Consider the following 15,624-nt stretch of genomic DNA (forward strand, 5'->3'; position numbering starts at 1 on the left):
CGTCAATATTGAGATAATTTCGCCTCTTTTTGTTACAACAATAGGACTTTTCAAATGAAGGCGATTGTCCCGGGGGGGATGGTCCGCGCGCTGGTCGTGCTCGGACTGGTTTCGTATCACGCTGTGCCGGCGCTCGCCGTCGGTCAGGCAGCAAACGTTGGCGCCCAAACGCAATGGGTGTCGCAGTTGATCGTCAAGGAAAAGAGTGGCGCCAGCGGCACGTACGAGCTGCAATCGGCCGGAACGGCCGTGCGCGTAGATGTCGCGACAGTGCAACGCTGGTCGGCCGCTGCGCAGTTGCCGATGACGTATAAGCGCGCCATGTCTGGCGGTGCCCACGTGGTGACGCTGCCGCAAACCATGTCGGTGTCTGACGCTCAAGCCGTGGCACAGCGCATGGAAGCCAGCGGTCAATTTGAATATGTGTCGCCTGACCGGATCTGGCACGCGGCTTCCACGCCGTCCGATCAGTTCTTCCCACTCCAATGGAACCTGCTGCCCAAAACCGGCACGGTCACCAATGTCGTCACGGTCAGCGGCGGTGCATCAGCCAACGGTGCGCCAACGACGGGTGGTGCCAACGTGACCACCGCCTGGGACACGACGAAGGGTTCGAGCAGCGTCAACGTTGCCGTACTGGATACCGGCATTCTTCCCGGCCACGCTGACCTGTCTGGGGCACGGATCAAGCAGGGCTACGACTTTGTCACGAACCCCTTCGTCAATAACAAAGGCGGCGCCGGACGTAGCAGCGACCCGACCGATCCGGGTGACTGGGTCACCAGCACGGATATCACCAACAACCCGACGATGTGCGGGGGCCTGTCGCCTTCCAACAGCTCGTGGCACGGCACGTTTGTCACCGGCCAACTCATCGCGCAACACAACAGCACAGGTGTCGCCGGTATTGCCCCGGGCGTCAGCCTGTTGATGGCACGCGTACTGGGGAAATGCGGTGGCTCAAGCTCCGACATCATCGATGCGCTGACCTGGGCCACGGGTGGCATCGTCTCTGGCGTTACCACGGTCAACACGGCCCCCGCCAAGGTCGTCAACATGAGTCTGGGCGGCGTCGGCAGCTGCGATACCCCGACGCAAAACGCCATCTCGGCAGCGCGCGCTCGCGGGGCTGCCATCGTGGTGGCAACCGGCAATGATGGCAACGCGACGACCATTGGTACACCGGCCAACTGCGCAGGCACCATTGCCGTCACGGCGCACACCTTCGAAGGCGACAGGGCAAGCTACGCCAACGTCGGCACCGGCACGACGCTGAGTGCGCCTGGCGGTGGCAACGGTTCGGTGGTCAGCGGTCTGGGGGCACTGGTACCGTCGCTGACGAACGACGGCGCAACCACGGCCACCACCGACGATTACACCGCCGAAGGCGGCACCTCGATGGCCACGCCGCACGTGGCAGGCGTCGCGGCGCTGATGCTATCGGTCAACAGTGCGCTGACGCCGGCTCAGATTGCCACCGTCCTCCAGCAGTCGGCACGTCCGTTCCCGGCCGGCACGTACTGCGCGACGCATGCGGGAGTCTGCGGAGCCGGCATGCTGGACGCGGGCGCCGCCGTTGCGCTGGCGAAGGGCAATCCGATTGTGCACGCCTCGACGTCGGCAAGCACGGTGACCGCAAACAACGCGGTCACGCTTACGGCGAGCGGCAATGCAGGCCTCGTCAATACCATCGCGAGCGTGCAGTGGACGCAGACGTCCGGGCCGTCCGTCAGCCTCACCACTGCAGGGCCCGATAGCAACGGCAATTACACCGCAACATTCACGCCGTCGACCGCTGGCACCTACGCCTTCACGGTAACGCTGACCAGCAACACCGGCGCGACTGCCACGGATACTGCCAACGTGACAGTCACCGCTGCAGCAACGGGCGGCAGCACCGGCACCACCACGCCAGCAACCACCTCCAGCAGCGGCGGCGGTGGCGGCGCGATCGGCCTGGGCGGCGCAGCATTGCTGCTGGCTGCTGGCCTGGCTAGCCGTCGGCGTCGTGTGAAGTAAGCCTGTTGTTTCTCTCAGCCCGCGCCTTTCTTGGGCGCGGGCGGGCGTTCTCCCCGCCCTACCGTTCCGGCACCCGGCTGCTCACATACGCACCCGCTTACCGCGAGCGCGCCACTCCCCCAGTACCCAGATCAGTAGCCCGCTCACCGCGCCAACGGCATGGGCGATGCGCACCACGCCAAAACCCCAGTGCGGGTCATAGACGATGGGCGACAGCCACGACTGCTCCAGCCACACCTTCCCCAGCACGCCCACGCATAACGCCACGCCAATCCAGCGTGAGAGGCGATCCTCGTCCGCGTCAGCCGCAGGCTGTAGCAACCGTAGGCCACCCCACGCGGCCAGCCCGTGCAGCGCGCCGGAAAGGCCGCCATACCACTGCACTGCAGGCTGATTCAGCAAAACGATCTGCACCAGCACACCACACGCCACCAGCACGCCCACGATGGCCTGTGGCTGCAGCACGCGCGCCAGCAGCAAGATCAGCCCCGCAGCCGCCATCCCGTCGCCCAGCCAGTGCCACATATCGAGGTGGACCCACATGGCCGTAACGAGGCGCCACCATTGCCCCGCACGCACCGCATCACGCTGATACAACCCCACGGCATGGAGCCACGGCACGAAGGAAAACACCGCCGACAGCGCAGCAACACCCGCGCATGCGCCCCACGTCTGCAAGGTCTGACGATGCACCCTCATTGCGCTGGCGCGGCTCCAAACACCTGTTCCCACAACGCGCGCACCTGAGCGGTTTCATGCGCACAGGTGCCGGCGGGGACGCGCGCAGCGGATTGCCCATCCAAACGCAGCTTGTGTTGCCGTGCACGGAAATCCCGGTAGGCATCCGCCACCTGCGCAGCGCGCGTGGGGTCGATCAAACCCAGCTCGGCGGCCATGTGCAGCAGCGCGATGTTGCCTTTGTTGCGGGTGAGTTCGGCATGCACCGCGCTGTGCAGCAGCACCAGAAACTGCACGGTGAATTCGATATCCACCATGCCGCCGCGATCGTGCTTGAGGTCGAACAACTGCGTCGGATTTGCATGGCCCTCCGACACACGCTCGCGCATCGCCACGATCTCCTCGCGCAGGGGGCCCGCTTCGCGCACTTGCCGCAGCACGGCGGTCCGCAGCGCTTCAAAGCGTTCGCCGATGTCCGCATCGCCCGCACAGAAGCGTGCGCGCGTGAGCGCCTGGTGCTCCCATACCCACGCGGCGTTGTCGCCCTCGCGCATCTGGTAGCGGCGGAAGGCCTCAAAGTGCGTGACCATCAGCCCAGCCGCACCGTTCGGGCGCAGGCGCGTATCCACGTCGAACAACGTGCCGGCGGCGGTGTGGCTGGTCAACCAAGTAATCAGCTTGCGCGCGAATGACGCATAGATTTCCGGCGCGCGTTCGTCGTCATCGTCGTAGAGAAAGATGATGTCGAGGTCCGACGCATAACCGAGTTCCTTGCCACCCAGGCGCCCATAGGCGACGACCGCAAAACGCGGCACCTCACGATGGCGCGTGCCGACCTGCTTCCACACCGTCTCCAGCGTCAGGTCGAGCACGGCGTCAGCCAGATCCGACAGACGATCGCTGATGTGCTCCACGCTCAGCAGCCCCTGCAAGTCCAGCAGCAGCACGCGGAAGGTCTCCGCATGGTGCTCCTGGCGCAGGATGTCCATCTGCATTTCGACGTGGTCTTCCGCTGCATGCAGGCGTTCGCGCACGCGCTCGCGGAAGGCGGGCCAATCGGGCTCGGCCGACAGCGCCTCCATATCGAGCAGCTCATCCAGCAGTTGCGGATGGCGCGTGAGGTAGTCCGCCGCCCAGCGCGATGCGTGCAGCGTGTGTGCCACGCGCTCCATGGCCTGCGGGTATTCGCTCAGCAGGGAGAGGTACGACGCGCGTCGGCTGATCGCATCAAAGAAATCGAGAAAGCGCGCGATGGTGACATCCGCATCGGTCTGCCGTGCGGCGTGGTCGAGCGCGCGGTTGATCAGCAGGTCGAACCGCTGGCGGCTCACTTCCGACAACGCCCGGTAGCGCGGCGAATTGCGCGTGGCGCGCAGGCGTTCCAGTACGCTGTGGGGGTCGGCATAGCCGAGGTCCGCCAGTTGCGCGTGGGCGGCTTCGGTGTGCTCATCGTCGAGCAGATCGGCATGCCAGATCGACGCACACGGCGGCTGGCTGTCTTGCTTGTCCGAGAAGGTCTGCTCGAACTGCTGCGCAACTTCTTCCTGATACGCCTCCAGCTTGGCGACCAGCGCGGCGTAGTCGTCAAAGCCCATCATGCGCGCCACGCGATGCTGGTCTTCGGGCGAGCCCGGCAGGTTATGCGTCTGCGCGTCTTCGATGTATTGCAGGCGGTGCTCAAGCTGGCGCAGAAAGCGATACGCCTCGGTCAGCCGCGCCACCACGTCGTCGCCGATCAGGCCGCGTTCGGCTGCAGCGCGCAGCACCTCGAGCGTGGGCCGCACGCGCAACGCAAAATCCTGTCCGCCGCGAATCAGCTGAAACACCTGCGCGACGAACTCGATCTCGCGGATGCCGCCACGGCCGAGCTTGATGTTCGGCGAACGCGCATGCACCTGGCCATCGCTGGGGCCATGCTGGCGAATGGCGCTATTGCTACGCTTGGCCGCCTCGCTACGAATCTGCGCGTGCAGCGCGCGAATCGCGGCAATCACGCCGTAATCCAGATAGCGGCGGAACACGAACGGCGTCGTCACACGTTCCAGTTGTTGGATCACGCGCGCTGCGTGGGGACTGGTCGGGTCGGTGATGACGCGGCCCTTGATCCAGGCATAGCGCTCCCACTCCCGGCCCTGCACGACAAAGTACTCCTCCAGCATGCCCAGGCTGCACACCAGCGGCCCCGCGTCGCCATTCGGGCGCAAACGCATGTCGACGCGAAAGACGTAGCCGTCTTCCGTCACATCGGCCAGGACGTTGATCAGCCGCCGGCCGAGCTTGGTGAAGTATTCGTGGTTGGACAGCGGGCGTGGGCCGCCTTGCGTATCGCCATCGTCGTCGTAGAGGAAGATCAGGTCGATGTCGGACGAGACGTTAAGCTCGCGCCCGCCAAGCTTGCCCATGCCGACCACCACCAGCTCCTGCACCTCACCCGAGGATTGCCCGATCGGCTGGCCATGTAGCGTTTCCAGCTCCCGGCCGATCACGGAAATGGCCGCGCGCACCGCGAATTCGGCCAGGTCGGTCATGGTGCCCGTCACTTCGTCGAGCGTGGCTGCGCCCGTCAGATCGCGCTCGACCAGTCCGGCAAACACCTCGTTGCGCAGCAGCCGCAAGGCGCGCTTGAGGGCGGGCTCCAGGTCCACGGCGGTGGTATCGAACAGTTCGGTAAAGCGCGCGGACAGCCACGCCACGTCGATCACACCTGCAGCGGCAGCCTGGGCACGCGCGGCCCAACCTTCGCGCGCGTGTGCAAGGCGCTGGACATAACGTGAATACGCCAGCGCAAACGGCAGGGCGGGGGCGGAGGTTTCCGGCGCACGGGCCGGCGCTTGCAGAAACGGCTGGGCAGACAAGGCGGAATCAGTCATGCGAACCATCGGGTCAACAGCGGGGATAACAACAGGAAGCGCTCATTCTCGCTGAAATGCCCGCCAAGCCGGTCGGCGGTCACAGACTTTCGCGGGTATCGCACGTGCTTGGCGCTTCTGCAGCGGCCGCCGCAACCCTTGTTGATGTGGCGCCGCGTCACGAATATCGGATAATCCCGGTCATGCCTCGCCCGCCCCAGCCCCCAGAATCGCCGAAGTCCGACGGCGGACACACCAGTACCCTGTCATCCCGCCCGACCGGCATGCGCGCGGCCGGTCCGGCTGCGTGGGCGTGGCTCGTGCGATTGGTGGGCGCTATTGGTGGCGGTGTCGCGGCTGTGGTGCGTGCCCCGATCTGGCGCAAGCTATGGCGCCTGCTGTGGAAAACACTGGCGGTGCTGGCCGTGCTGGCCATCTTCGGCATGCTGCTGGTGCGCTTTGTGTTGTGGCCGCGTGTGAGCCTGGCGCGCGAGTGGATGGAGCGCGAGGCCTCCAGCGCACTGCACGCCACGGTCAGCATCGGCTCGCTGGAAACCTACTGGGAAGGCTGGCATCCGGCCTTCCGCGCACAACGCATCGATGCCCGTGACACTGCGGGGCGCCACACTTTCGCCGTGCAGGACGTACAGGCGCGGCTGTCGTGGCGCTCCTTGCCGCGCATGGAGATCACGTTTGCCGTACTGCACGCCAATCGCGCCGACGTGCTGGTCCGCCGCAGTGCCGAGGGCGCACTGCTGGTAGCGGGCATGCCGTTGTCGGCCAACACCAGCGGCGACAGCGGCTTCCTGGACCAACTGCTCTCCCAGGGCGACATCGATGTGCGCGAGGGCGCGGTGCGCTGGCTCGACGAGCAGCAGAAACTGCCCGAGGTGGCGCTGGGCAATGTGCGCATCCAGTTGCGCAGCGGCCCGACCCGCCACCGGCTGGACGCCAGCGGCACGTCACCCACGCTGTTCAACGGCCCCATCAAGCTGCACGCCGATTTCCGCCACGACCTGCTGGCCCGCCCAGGCGATTGGCAGCACTGGCACGGCCAGGCCAACTGGCAGGTCAATACGCTGCAACTGGCCGCCGCACAGCGTTATGTGCCGGTGCTGGCGTCCGCCAACAGCGGCACGCTGTCGTCCGACGGCTCGGTGGAGTTTGCCGATGGCGTCTTCACGCGCAGCCAGGCGCGCCTGACAGGGCAGGAACTGGACCTGCAGGTCCGCAAGGACCTCGACCCGCTGCAGTTGCGCAGCCTGCAAGTGCTGGCCACGCACCAGCGCGCGAGCACCGGTGAGCACACCCTGCGCGTCGACACCCTGCTCTGGCAACCACTGAACCCATCCACGCAAGCCGTCCAGCCGCCCACGCCCGAGCTGGCCGGCCCTGGTATCGTCACGCCGCTCAATCCCGCCGGCACGCCGCGCGGGCTGCGCAACGTCACCGTAGGCTGGGCGCTGGATAGCCACGAGGCCCTGCGCTATCTGCAGATCAAGGCCGCCACCATGGACCTGGCCGACGTGCGCGGCATCGCCACCACGTTGCCGCTGCCCGCCGGCGTGCTGGAGCCGCTGCGCGCCAAGCAGCCCGCCGGCCGGCTGGACGATCTCGACATCAATTGGCAGCGCGATGTGTCCCGCTGGCGCCCGAACGCGCCGGCGCCGGTGCACCTGACCGGCCGCGCGACGCTACGACAGGTGTCGTTTGGGCCGGGCGCACTGCCGGCCGTACCGCCCGGTCATCACCCCGAGTCCGCGGTGCCGGGGGTAGAAAACCTCTCCGGCAATGCCGTGTTCTCAGATGAGAAAGGCACCCAACGCGGCACCCTGCGCATCGACTCCACCGACGCCGCCCTGCTACTGCCCGGCACCTTTGCGGAACCGCGCGTCCCCCTGGACCGCCTGCAAGGCACCTTTAACTGGACGTATCGCAAGCAGGAGTTGGTCGTCACCAGCGACAACCTGGCGTTCTCCAATGCCGACCTGTCGGCACGCATCAGCGGCAACTATCGTCACGCCCCCAACACGAGCCATGTCGGCACCATCGATCTGACCGGCACGCTCGAGCACGCCAACGTACCGCGCGTGCCACGTTATCTGCCGCTGTCCATCGGACAGCATCTGCGCGACTATCTGACCGGTGCGCTGCAAAGCGGCACAGCCAGCAACGTCAGCTTCACGCTGTCGGGCGATCTGCTGGAATTCCCATTCCGGGCGCCGCATAAGGGCGCCTTCCGCGTCGAAGTGCCGATCCAGGATGTGACGTACCAGTCTGCCCCGCCCGAAACGGCGCATAACGCACCCGGTTCTGTGCCGACGCATCCCGGCGAATGGCCTGCGTTTACCAACATCGATGGCACAGTCATCTTTGACAAGGCTTCACTGGCATTCAAGGTGGCGCACGCCAAGGTGATGGGCGTGGACCTGCAGGATGTGAACGGCAACCTGCCCGACATGGGCGACCACTCGCCGCTGCTGACCATCGAAGGCCGCGGTGATGGTCCGACGCAAGGCTTCCTGCAATACCTCGAAGCCAGTCCCATCGGCGGGTGGATCGGCCACTTCACCAAGGATGCGCGTGCGCAGGGCAATGCCACGCTGGCGCTCAAGCTGGACCTGCCGCTGCATGAAATGCACAACACCCGCGCGCAGGGCAGCGTCACCTTCCTGCGCAATGACGTCACCCTGCTTTCGCAAGCGCCGCCGCTGACCGACGTGACGGGCGCCCTCACCTTCACGCAGAAGGGCATCGGCTTCAACAACCTGCGCGCCCGCTTTGCCGGCGGTGAAATCCGCCCGACCGGCGGCACCGCACCGGATGGCACGATCCGCATCCAGGTCGCGGGCACTGCCTCGGCCCAGGGCCTGCGTGAAACGACGCCAGAAGGTAGCCCCATCGCCGCGATTGCCCGTGCGCTGGAGGGCAGCGCGCCGTACAGCGCCACCATCGGCGTCAAGCAGCATCGACCGATCATCCAGGTGCAGTCCGACCTCACGCCGATGACCGTACGCCTGCCCGCTCCGCTCAACAAGGCCGCCGGGCAGCCGCTGCCGGTGCGCTTTGAAATGCAGCCGCTGGCCGCCAACAACGCGCTCGACGAAGTGACGCTGCAGATCGGCAACATCGTCAGCGCCCGTTACGAGCAACGCAGCAATGGCAACGGCGTGGAGGTGTTGCGCGGTGGCATCGGCGTGCGCCAACCCGTGCCGCAACCGACCGACGGTGTGCAGGCCAACCTCGCGCTGGATCAGTTGGACATCGACGCGTGGCGCCAGGTCTTCGCCGCGCCCTCGGCCGACAAGAACGCCAGCCAGATCGCCTCCGAACACGCCGCGGCCAGCGCGAACGCCAGCCACAACGCGTATCTGCCCAACCGCCTGAACGCGCGGGCGCAAATACTGCACATGCTGGGCCGCGACTTCAACGCCGTGCGCATCGACGCCACGCGCGATGGCGCCAACTGGCAATCGACCATCGAATCGCGCGAGATCGCCGGCAACACACGCTGGCATGCCGAAAGCGCCGCCGTGCCCTTCGGGGAACTAACGATGCGCCTGTCGCGTATGAGCATCCCCGACGCGAAGGAAGAAAGCGCGCTGACCGAATCCCTGGCCAGCAGCTCGCAGGAAATCCCGTCGCTCGACCTCGTTGCCGACAAGTTCGACCTGCGCGGCAAGACGCTCGGCAAGCTGGAAATCAAGGCGCGCAGCCAGATCAACGATGGCGCACCCGTGTGGACGCTGGAAACGCTCAAGATTGAGCAGCCGGCCGCCACGCTCACCGCGCAGGGCACGTGGCGCATCCCGCGCCGGCTGCGCGGCGGGGGTGATGACCCCGAGCGCCGTACGCTGCTCGACTTCCACCTGGACCTGCGCGACTCCGGCGAACTGCTGCAAAAAATGGGCTTCGCCAAGGTGCTCGATGGTGCCAAGGGCAAGCTCGAAGGCCGCGTGGTCTGGCGTGGCTCGCCTATGTCGATCGACACCCCCACCCTCAACGGCCGCATGGCGTTGAACCTGGAGCGTGGCCAGTTCCTGCCGGTCGATCCGGGCCTCGCCAAGCTGGCTGGCGTGCTGAGCCTGCAAGGGCTGCTGCATTTCGCCACCGACCTGCGCAGCGCCACGGGGCGCGGCACGCCGTTCGACAGTGTGACCGCCACCGGCACGATCGCCGGCGGCGTCGCACGCACGGAAGACTTCGCCGTCAAGGGCCCGCAGTTCCAGGTGGCGATGCAGGGCTCGGCCAACATCCTCGAGGAAACGCAGGATCTGCACGTCAAGGTCACGCCCAAGGTCGATGCCACCTCCGCATCGTTGGCGGCGGCGTTCATCAACCCCGCCATTGGGCTCGGCACGCTGGCGGCGCAGCTCGTCTTGGGCGACCAGTTGTCGAAGGCATTTGCCACGCAGTACCACGTCACCGGCAGCTGGGCCGATCCGAAGATTGAAAAGATCGCGTCCAGCAGCAATTCAGGCAGCGCACCGCAAACCTCGGCAAAATAGGCGCCATGACTTCCACGACCACCACGACTGTGACGTCCGCTTCCACCCCCTCCGGCTCGGATGCGCCTTTTGCCGCACCTTTTCGCGTCGCCGCCATCCAGACCGTGTCAGGCATCGAAGTGGATGCCAATTTGGCGCGCGCCGACGCTCTGCTCGCCGAAGCTGCCGCGCAGGGCGCACAACTCGCGCTGCTGCCCGAGTACTTCTGCAAGATGGGCCGCAAGGACAGCGATAAGGTCGCCATCCGCGAGAACGATGAGGATGGCCCGATCCAAACGTTCCTCGCCGATGCCGCACGCCGCCACAAGCTGTGGCTCGTCGGCGGCACGCTGCCGATGTGGTGCGAAGACGAACAACGCGTGCGCAATACGTCGCTCGCGTTCAACCCGGCCGGCATGCGCGTCGCACGCTACGACAAGATCCACCTGTTCAACTTCGTGCGCGGTGAAGAGCGCTACGACGAGGCCCGCACCATCGAGCCGGGCGCCACGCCGGTCGCCTTCGGTGCACCCTGCGGGCGCGTGGGCCTGTCGGTGTGCTACGACCTGCGCTTTCCGGAGCTGTACCGCGCGCTGTCGGCCCAAGGCAACCTGAACTTGATTCTGATGCCGGCGGCCTTCACCTACGTGACGGGCGCCGCGCACTGGGAAATCCTGCTGCGTGCCCGCGCCATCGAGAATCAGTGTTACGTGCTCGCCGCCGCACAGGGCGGGCACCATGAAAACGGCCGCCGCACCTGGGGCCATTCCATGCTGGTCGACCCGTGGGGCGAGATCATTGCCTCCGTGCCCGAAGGCGAAGGCGTGGCCGTCGGCGATATGGACCCGGCGCGCCTGGCGCAGGTGCGCCGCGATCTGCCAGCACTCAAACACCGTGTGATGTAAGCCAACCGAATTTCTTTGCGAGAACTCACCATGAACGCAGGCGACATCGCCATCCAGAATCTGTCCATCGCGCGCCGCGTGCTGCTCGACCCGTACGGCCTCGATGAAGCGCACCTGCAACGCGCGCTGGCCGACATCTTCACGCACCGCGTCGACTATGCCGACCTCTATTTCCAGTACACCCGCAACGAAGCGTGGAGCCTGGAAGAAGGCATCGTCAAATCCGGCAGCTTCAGCATCGATCAGGGCGTTGGCGTGCGCGCCGTCTCAGGCGACCGCACCGCATTTGCCTATTCGGATGACATCAGCCTGCCCGCGCTGATGCAGGCCGCCGGCGCCACGCGCACCATCGGCAAGGCCGGCTCCGGTCGCGTGAAGGTGGCGAACAGCCTGGTCAGTGGCCCGAGCGGCCACTCGCTGTATGCGCCGAACGACCCGCTCGATTCAATGACGGCCACCGAAAAGGTCGCCCTGCTTGAACGCATCGAAAAGCTCGCCCGCGCCAAAGACCCGCGCGTGGTGCAGGTCATGGCCGGCTTGGCCGGTGAATACGACGTGATGCTGGTGGCACGCAGCGACGGCGTGATCGCTGCGGACGTGCGCCCGCTGGTGCGCATCTCCGTCACCGTCATCGCCGAGCAGAACGGGCGCCGCGAAATGGGCAGCTCCGGCGGCGGCGGCCGCTATGCCTACGGCTACTTCACCGATGATCTGCTGCGCGAATACGTGGACGAGGCGGTCTCCTCCGCACTCGTCAATCTGGAAGCCAAGCCGGCACCGGCCGGCACCATGACCGTCGTGCTTGGCCCGGGCTGGCCCGGCGTGCTGCTGCACGAAGCCATCGGCCACGGCCTGGAAGGCGACTTCAACCGCAAGGGCTCGTCCGCCTTCTCCGGCCGCATGGGCGAACGCGTGGCGGCCAAGGGCGTCACCGTGGTGGACGACGGCACACTCGCCAACCGTCGCGGCTCGCTCAACCTCGACGACGAGGGCAACCCCACGCAGTGCAACACGCTCATCGAAGACGGCATCCTCACCGGCTACATGCAGGACACGCTCAACGCGCGCCTGATGAAGATGCCGGTGACCGGCAACGCCCGCCGCGAGAGCTACGCCGCCCTGCCGATGCCGCGCATGACCAACACCTACATGCTCGGCGGCGACAAGGACCCGCAGGAGATCATCGCCAGCGTCAAGAAGGGTCTGTATGCGGTCAACTTCGGCGGCGGCCAGGTCGACATCACCAACGGCAAGTTCGTGTTCTCCGCCAGCGAGGCCTACCTGATCGAAGACGGCAAGATCACCGCGCCGGTCAAGGGCGCGACGCTGGTCGGCAGCGGCCCGGAATCGCTCAAGCACGTGACCATGATCGGCAACGACATGCGCCTGGATTCGGGCATCGGCGTGTGCGGCAAGGAGGGCCAGAGCGTGCCGGTGGGCGTCGGCCAGCCGACCCTGCGCATGGAGAACATGACGGTGGGCGGCACGGTTTGATCCGCGTCGGAATCGTCGTTTTGGCGCCGCAGCCCCGGAAACTCCGCGCTTGCGGCACTCAGAAAAAGCAGCTATAAAGACGGTTCGATTGGTGCGGCGCGGTAGTTTTGTCACCCGCGCTTCCCTGATTTTTGTTGCAGTACTGAGCTTTCTCTCCATGTCCTTCGCCAAGTTTTTTTACTTTTACTTTTGGCATCTCGCACCGCTGGCGGAAGGAGAGGGGCGCTTGCAGCAAAAATAAAGCACCCAGCAGATACCGAAAACCGCCAGCAACCCTGGCGGTTTTTTTTCGCCCTGTCACTTGCCCCACCTCGGCACCGACGCGAAACATGGCCCGAACACAGTAGACGTTTCCAATACTTCCAATACAACGAGACACCCCAGGAGCTTTCCATGCCGAAGAACACCGATGATTTGCGCATTCGCGAACTCAAAGAGCTGACGCCGCCGGCGCACCTGATTCGCGAATTCCCGTGCAGCGACACCGTGTCGGAGCTGATCTATCAGAGCCGCAACGCCATGCACCGCATCCTGCACGGCATGGATGACCGCCTGATCGTCATCATCGGCCCCTGCTCCATCCACGACACCAAGGCCGCGCTGGACTACGCCCGCCGCCTGGTCGAGCAGCGTGAGCGCTTCAAGAACGAGCTGGAAATCGTCATGCGCGTGTACTTCGAAAAGCCGCGCACCACGGTCGGCTGGAAGGGCCTGATCAACGATCCGTACATGGACGGCAGCTTCAAGATCAACGACGGCCTGCGCACCGCACGTGAGGTGCTGATGAACATCAACGAGCTCGGCCTGCCCGCCGGCACCGAATACCTCGACATGATCAGCCCGCAGTACATCGCTGACTTGGTGAGCTGGGGCGCCATCGGTGCGCGCACGACGGAATCGCAAGTGCACCGGGAACTGGCGTCCGGCCTGTCTTGCCCGGTCGGCTTCAAGAACGGCACCGACGGCAACGTGAAGATCGCCGTGGACGCCATCAAGGCCGCATCGCAGCCACACCACTTCCTGTCGGTCACCAAGGGCGGCCACTCGGCGATTGTGTCGACGGCAGGCAACGAGGATTGCCACATCATCCTGCGCGGCGGCAAGGCGCCCAACTACGACGCCGCCAGCGTGCAGGAAGCTTGCGACGCCATCTCCAAGTCGGGCCTGGCCGCACGCCTGATGATCGACGCCTCGCACGCCAACAGCAGCAAGAAGCACGAGAACCAGATCCCGGTGTGCGAAGACATCGGCCGCCAGATGGCTGCTGGCGACAACCGCATCGTCGGGGTGATGGTGGAGTCGCACATCAATGCCGGTCGCCAGGACCACGTGCAGGGCACGCCGGTGTCCGACCTCGCCTACGGCCAGAGCGTGACCGACGCCTGCATCGGCTGGGACGATTCGGTGAAGGTGCTGGAAACGCTGGCGGATGCCGTGCGCAAGCGCCGTTTGGTGGCGGGCAGCGGCAACTGATCTGCGCTGAAGTGATTTGAAGAGGACGCCTGCGGGCGTCCTTTTTTGTGGGGCGTCGCCAGAGCCGCCGGATGTATAACAAATGTGAGCAGAACGTATCAAAGTCACACAAGTGCGTTGTCTTTGGCATATCGTAGGGAATTCCCCTGCTCACCTCCCGGAGGCAACCATGGCAGCAGAGACTCTGGCGGACACCGCCGTCAACACCGCAAGCAAGTACCAGGCGATCGTGGAGCAGTACGCCGCCGACGTCGGCATGAAGATCCTCGCAGCCATCGTCTTCTGGGTGGTCGGCCGCTGGCTGATCAACTTCGCGGTCCGCATGGTGGAACGCTCGTTGGGCCGGCAGAAGGTCGACCCGACTGTGCTGCGCTATGTCGGCTCGATCATCACCGTCACGCTGAACGTGCTGCTGGTGATCGGCATCCTGGGCTACTTCGGCATCCAGACGACGACGTTTGCTGCGTTGATTGCGGCGGCCGGCGTGGCCATCGGCATGGCTTGGTCGGGACTGCTGTCGAACTTCGCGGCGGGCGCGTTCCTGATCGTGCTGCGGCCGTTCAAGGTGGGCGACTTCGTCACGGTCGGCGGCATCACCGGCACCGTGAAGGAGATTGGCCTGTTTGCCACCTCGCTCAACACGCCGGACAACGTCGTCACCATCGTTGGCAACGGCAAGATCTTCGCCGACACAATCCAGAACTACACGTCCAACCCCTTCCGCCGTGTCGAGCTGAAGGCACAGCTGGCCGGCAGCGCCGACCACCGCGCCGCCATCGCGCTGCTCAAGGAAAAGATCGCCGCCATCCCGAACGTACTGACCGATCCGGCCGTCGACGTGGAGATTCTGGAATTCAACCTCGTCGGCCCAGTGCTGGCCGTGCGCCCATACACGCATAACGACAACTATTGGCAGGTCTACTTCGACACCAACCGCACGATCAAGGAAGCACTGGCCGAAGGCGGTTTCCCGGCACCGACGCCGTCGCAGGCGCTGACCATCACCACGCCGGGGCAATTGGCCGGGCTGACTGCCGTGGCACAGAGCACGACCACGCCGACGAGCGTGAACTGATTCACTCTCTCTGCAAAGCAAACGGCCCAGTACACAACCGGGCCGTTTTGTTTTGATGCGCTGATGCGGATTACGCGGGCTTGTGCTCTTCGCGCTTCCACAAAACATCCGTGCCGCCGTCCACGCGATTCAGCACACGGGCCAGCACAAACAGCAGGTCCGACAGCCGATTGACGTACTGGCGCGGTGCCTCGCCAATTGTCTCTGCACGGCCGAGCGCGACGATGCTGCGCTCGGCCCGGCGCGCGACGGTGCGGCAGATGTGCGCCTGCGCCGCCGCGCGACTGCCGCCGGGCAGGATGAATTCGGCCAGCCGGGGAAGATCGTCGTTGTAATCGGCCAGCCATTGGTCCAGCCGCAGCACGTGCGCGGTGGTGACCATCGTGTAGCCCGGGATGCACAGCTCGCCACCCAAGTCGAACAGGTCGTGCTGGATGGCCGTGAGCGCCGCGCGCACGCCATCGGGCAGCGTTTCCGTCAGCAGCACGCCGATGTGCGAGTTGAGTTCATCAACATCGCCAATCGCAGCGATGCGCAGGCTGTCCTTTGCGGTGCGGCTGCCGTCGCCGAGGCCGGTGGTGCCGTCGTCGCCAGTGCGCGTGGCGATCTTGGATAAGCGGTTGCCCACGGTGGGTCTCCTAGGG

10 protein-coding genes are annotated in these 15,624 nt (G+C 65.5%); 6 read left to right on the forward strand and 4 right to left on the reverse strand.

The genetic code is table 11. The features are described from left to right. The first annotated feature begins 54 nt into the window (after positions 1 to 54). Positions 55 to 2,019 carry a S8 family serine peptidase gene (locus tag ACN9M1_RS12525; RefSeq protein ID WP_426394799.1) on the forward strand — a complete coding sequence of 655 codons (1,965 nt, stop codon included), beginning with the start codon at positions 55 to 57 and terminating at the stop codon, positions 2,017 to 2,019. An 81-nt stretch (positions 2,020 to 2,100) separates the two neighbouring features. Here ACN9M1_RS12525 and rrtA read toward each other — a convergent pair whose 3' ends face one another. Continuing rightward, positions 2,101 to 2,718 (reverse strand): rhombosortase, encoded by a 618-nt coding sequence (gene rrtA, locus ACN9M1_RS12530; RefSeq protein ID WP_426394801.1) that lies wholly within the window; start codon positions 2,716 to 2,718, stop codon positions 2,101 to 2,103. Next, a complete protein-coding gene (gene glnE, locus ACN9M1_RS12535; RefSeq protein WP_426394802.1) occupies positions 2,715 to 5,567 on the reverse strand; it encodes a bifunctional [glutamate--ammonia ligase]-adenylyl-L-tyrosine phosphorylase/[glutamate--ammonia-ligase] adenylyltransferase in 2,853 nt (950 codons plus the stop codon). Before glnE ends, rrtA begins: the two co-directional genes overlap by 4 nt. A gap of 182 nt (positions 5,568 to 5,749) precedes the next feature. Between glnE and ACN9M1_RS12540 the strand changes: the two genes are divergently transcribed. Genes ACN9M1_RS12540 through tldD form a run of 3 tightly spaced genes read left to right on the forward strand, consistent with a single transcriptional unit; the run spans position 5,750 to position 12,432 of the window. Beyond that, on the forward strand, positions 5,750 to 10,054 hold the full coding sequence (locus ACN9M1_RS12540) for a YhdP family protein (protein ID WP_426394804.1): 4,305 nt from the start codon (positions 5,750 to 5,752) through the stop codon (positions 10,052 to 10,054). 5 nt (positions 10,055 to 10,059) lie between these two features. Further along, complete coding sequence (locus tag ACN9M1_RS12545) at positions 10,060 to 10,938, forward strand: carbon-nitrogen hydrolase family protein (RefSeq protein WP_426394806.1); 879 nt, start codon at positions 10,060 to 10,062, stop codon at positions 10,936 to 10,938. Positions 10,939 to 10,968: 30 nt separating this feature from the next. Then, positions 10,969 to 12,432, forward strand: coding sequence for a metalloprotease TldD (tldD, locus tag ACN9M1_RS12550; RefSeq protein ID WP_426394808.1), 1,464 nt, complete (start codon positions 10,969 to 10,971; stop codon positions 12,430 to 12,432). Positions 12,433 to 12,490: 58 nt separating this feature from the next. On the opposite strand, the gene ACN9M1_RS12555 is transcribed toward tldD, so the two are convergent. Further along, positions 12,491 to 12,763, reverse strand: a complete 273-nt coding sequence (locus ACN9M1_RS12555; protein WP_426394809.1) for a hypothetical protein — start codon at positions 12,761 to 12,763, stop codon at positions 12,491 to 12,493. A 62-nt stretch (positions 12,764 to 12,825) separates the two neighbouring features. Here ACN9M1_RS12555 and aroG point away from each other — a divergent pair, with 62 nt between their 5' ends. Both aroG and ACN9M1_RS12565 read left to right on the forward strand, forming a co-directional pair. Further along, positions 12,826 to 13,905: a 3-deoxy-7-phosphoheptulonate synthase AroG gene (aroG, locus tag ACN9M1_RS12560; protein WP_426394811.1), complete on the forward strand. Its 1,080-nt coding sequence runs from the start codon at positions 12,826 to 12,828 to the stop codon at positions 13,903 to 13,905. A gap of 169 nt (positions 13,906 to 14,074) precedes the next feature. Further along, a complete protein-coding gene (locus ACN9M1_RS12565; RefSeq protein WP_426394813.1) occupies positions 14,075 to 14,980 on the forward strand; it encodes a mechanosensitive ion channel family protein in 906 nt (301 codons plus the stop codon). Between the two features lie 70 nt (positions 14,981 to 15,050). Here the strand turns inward: ACN9M1_RS12565 and ACN9M1_RS12570 are convergent, their stop codons facing one another. Continuing rightward, entirely contained in the window at positions 15,051 to 15,608 is a 558-nt protein-coding gene (locus tag ACN9M1_RS12570; RefSeq protein WP_426394815.1) for a cob(I)yrinic acid a,c-diamide adenosyltransferase, read from the reverse strand. Between the last annotated feature and the right edge of the window lie 16 nt (positions 15,609 to 15,624).

Origin of the sequence: Ralstonia sp. R-29, assembly GCF_049913345.1 — a bacterium.
Classification (GTDB): domain Bacteria; phylum Pseudomonadota; class Gammaproteobacteria; order Burkholderiales; family Burkholderiaceae; genus Ralstonia.

Coding starts and splice junctions, on each gene's coding strand:
- ACN9M1_RS12525 (WP_426394799.1), top strand. CDS start 55: ATGAAGGCGATTGTCCCGGGGGGGATGGTCCGCGCGCTGGTCGTGCTC.
- rrtA (WP_426394801.1), bottom strand. CDS start 2,718: ATGAGGGTGCATCGTCAGACCTTGCAGACGTGGGGCGCATGCGCGGGT.
- glnE (WP_426394802.1), bottom strand. CDS start 5,567: ATGACTGATTCCGCCTTGTCTGCCCAGCCGTTTCTGCAAGCGCCGGCC.
- ACN9M1_RS12540 (WP_426394804.1), top strand. CDS start 5,750: ATGCCTCGCCCGCCCCAGCCCCCAGAATCGCCGAAGTCCGACGGCGGA.
- ACN9M1_RS12545 (WP_426394806.1), top strand. CDS start 10,060: ATGACTTCCACGACCACCACGACTGTGACGTCCGCTTCCACCCCCTCC.
- tldD (WP_426394808.1), top strand. CDS start 10,969: ATGAACGCAGGCGACATCGCCATCCAGAATCTGTCCATCGCGCGCCGC.
- ACN9M1_RS12555 (WP_426394809.1), bottom strand. CDS start 12,763: ATGTTTCGCGTCGGTGCCGAGGTGGGGCAAGTGACAGGGCGAAAAAAA.
- aroG (WP_426394811.1), top strand. CDS start 12,826: ATGCCGAAGAACACCGATGATTTGCGCATTCGCGAACTCAAAGAGCTG.
- ACN9M1_RS12565 (WP_426394813.1), top strand. CDS start 14,075: ATGGCAGCAGAGACTCTGGCGGACACCGCCGTCAACACCGCAAGCAAG.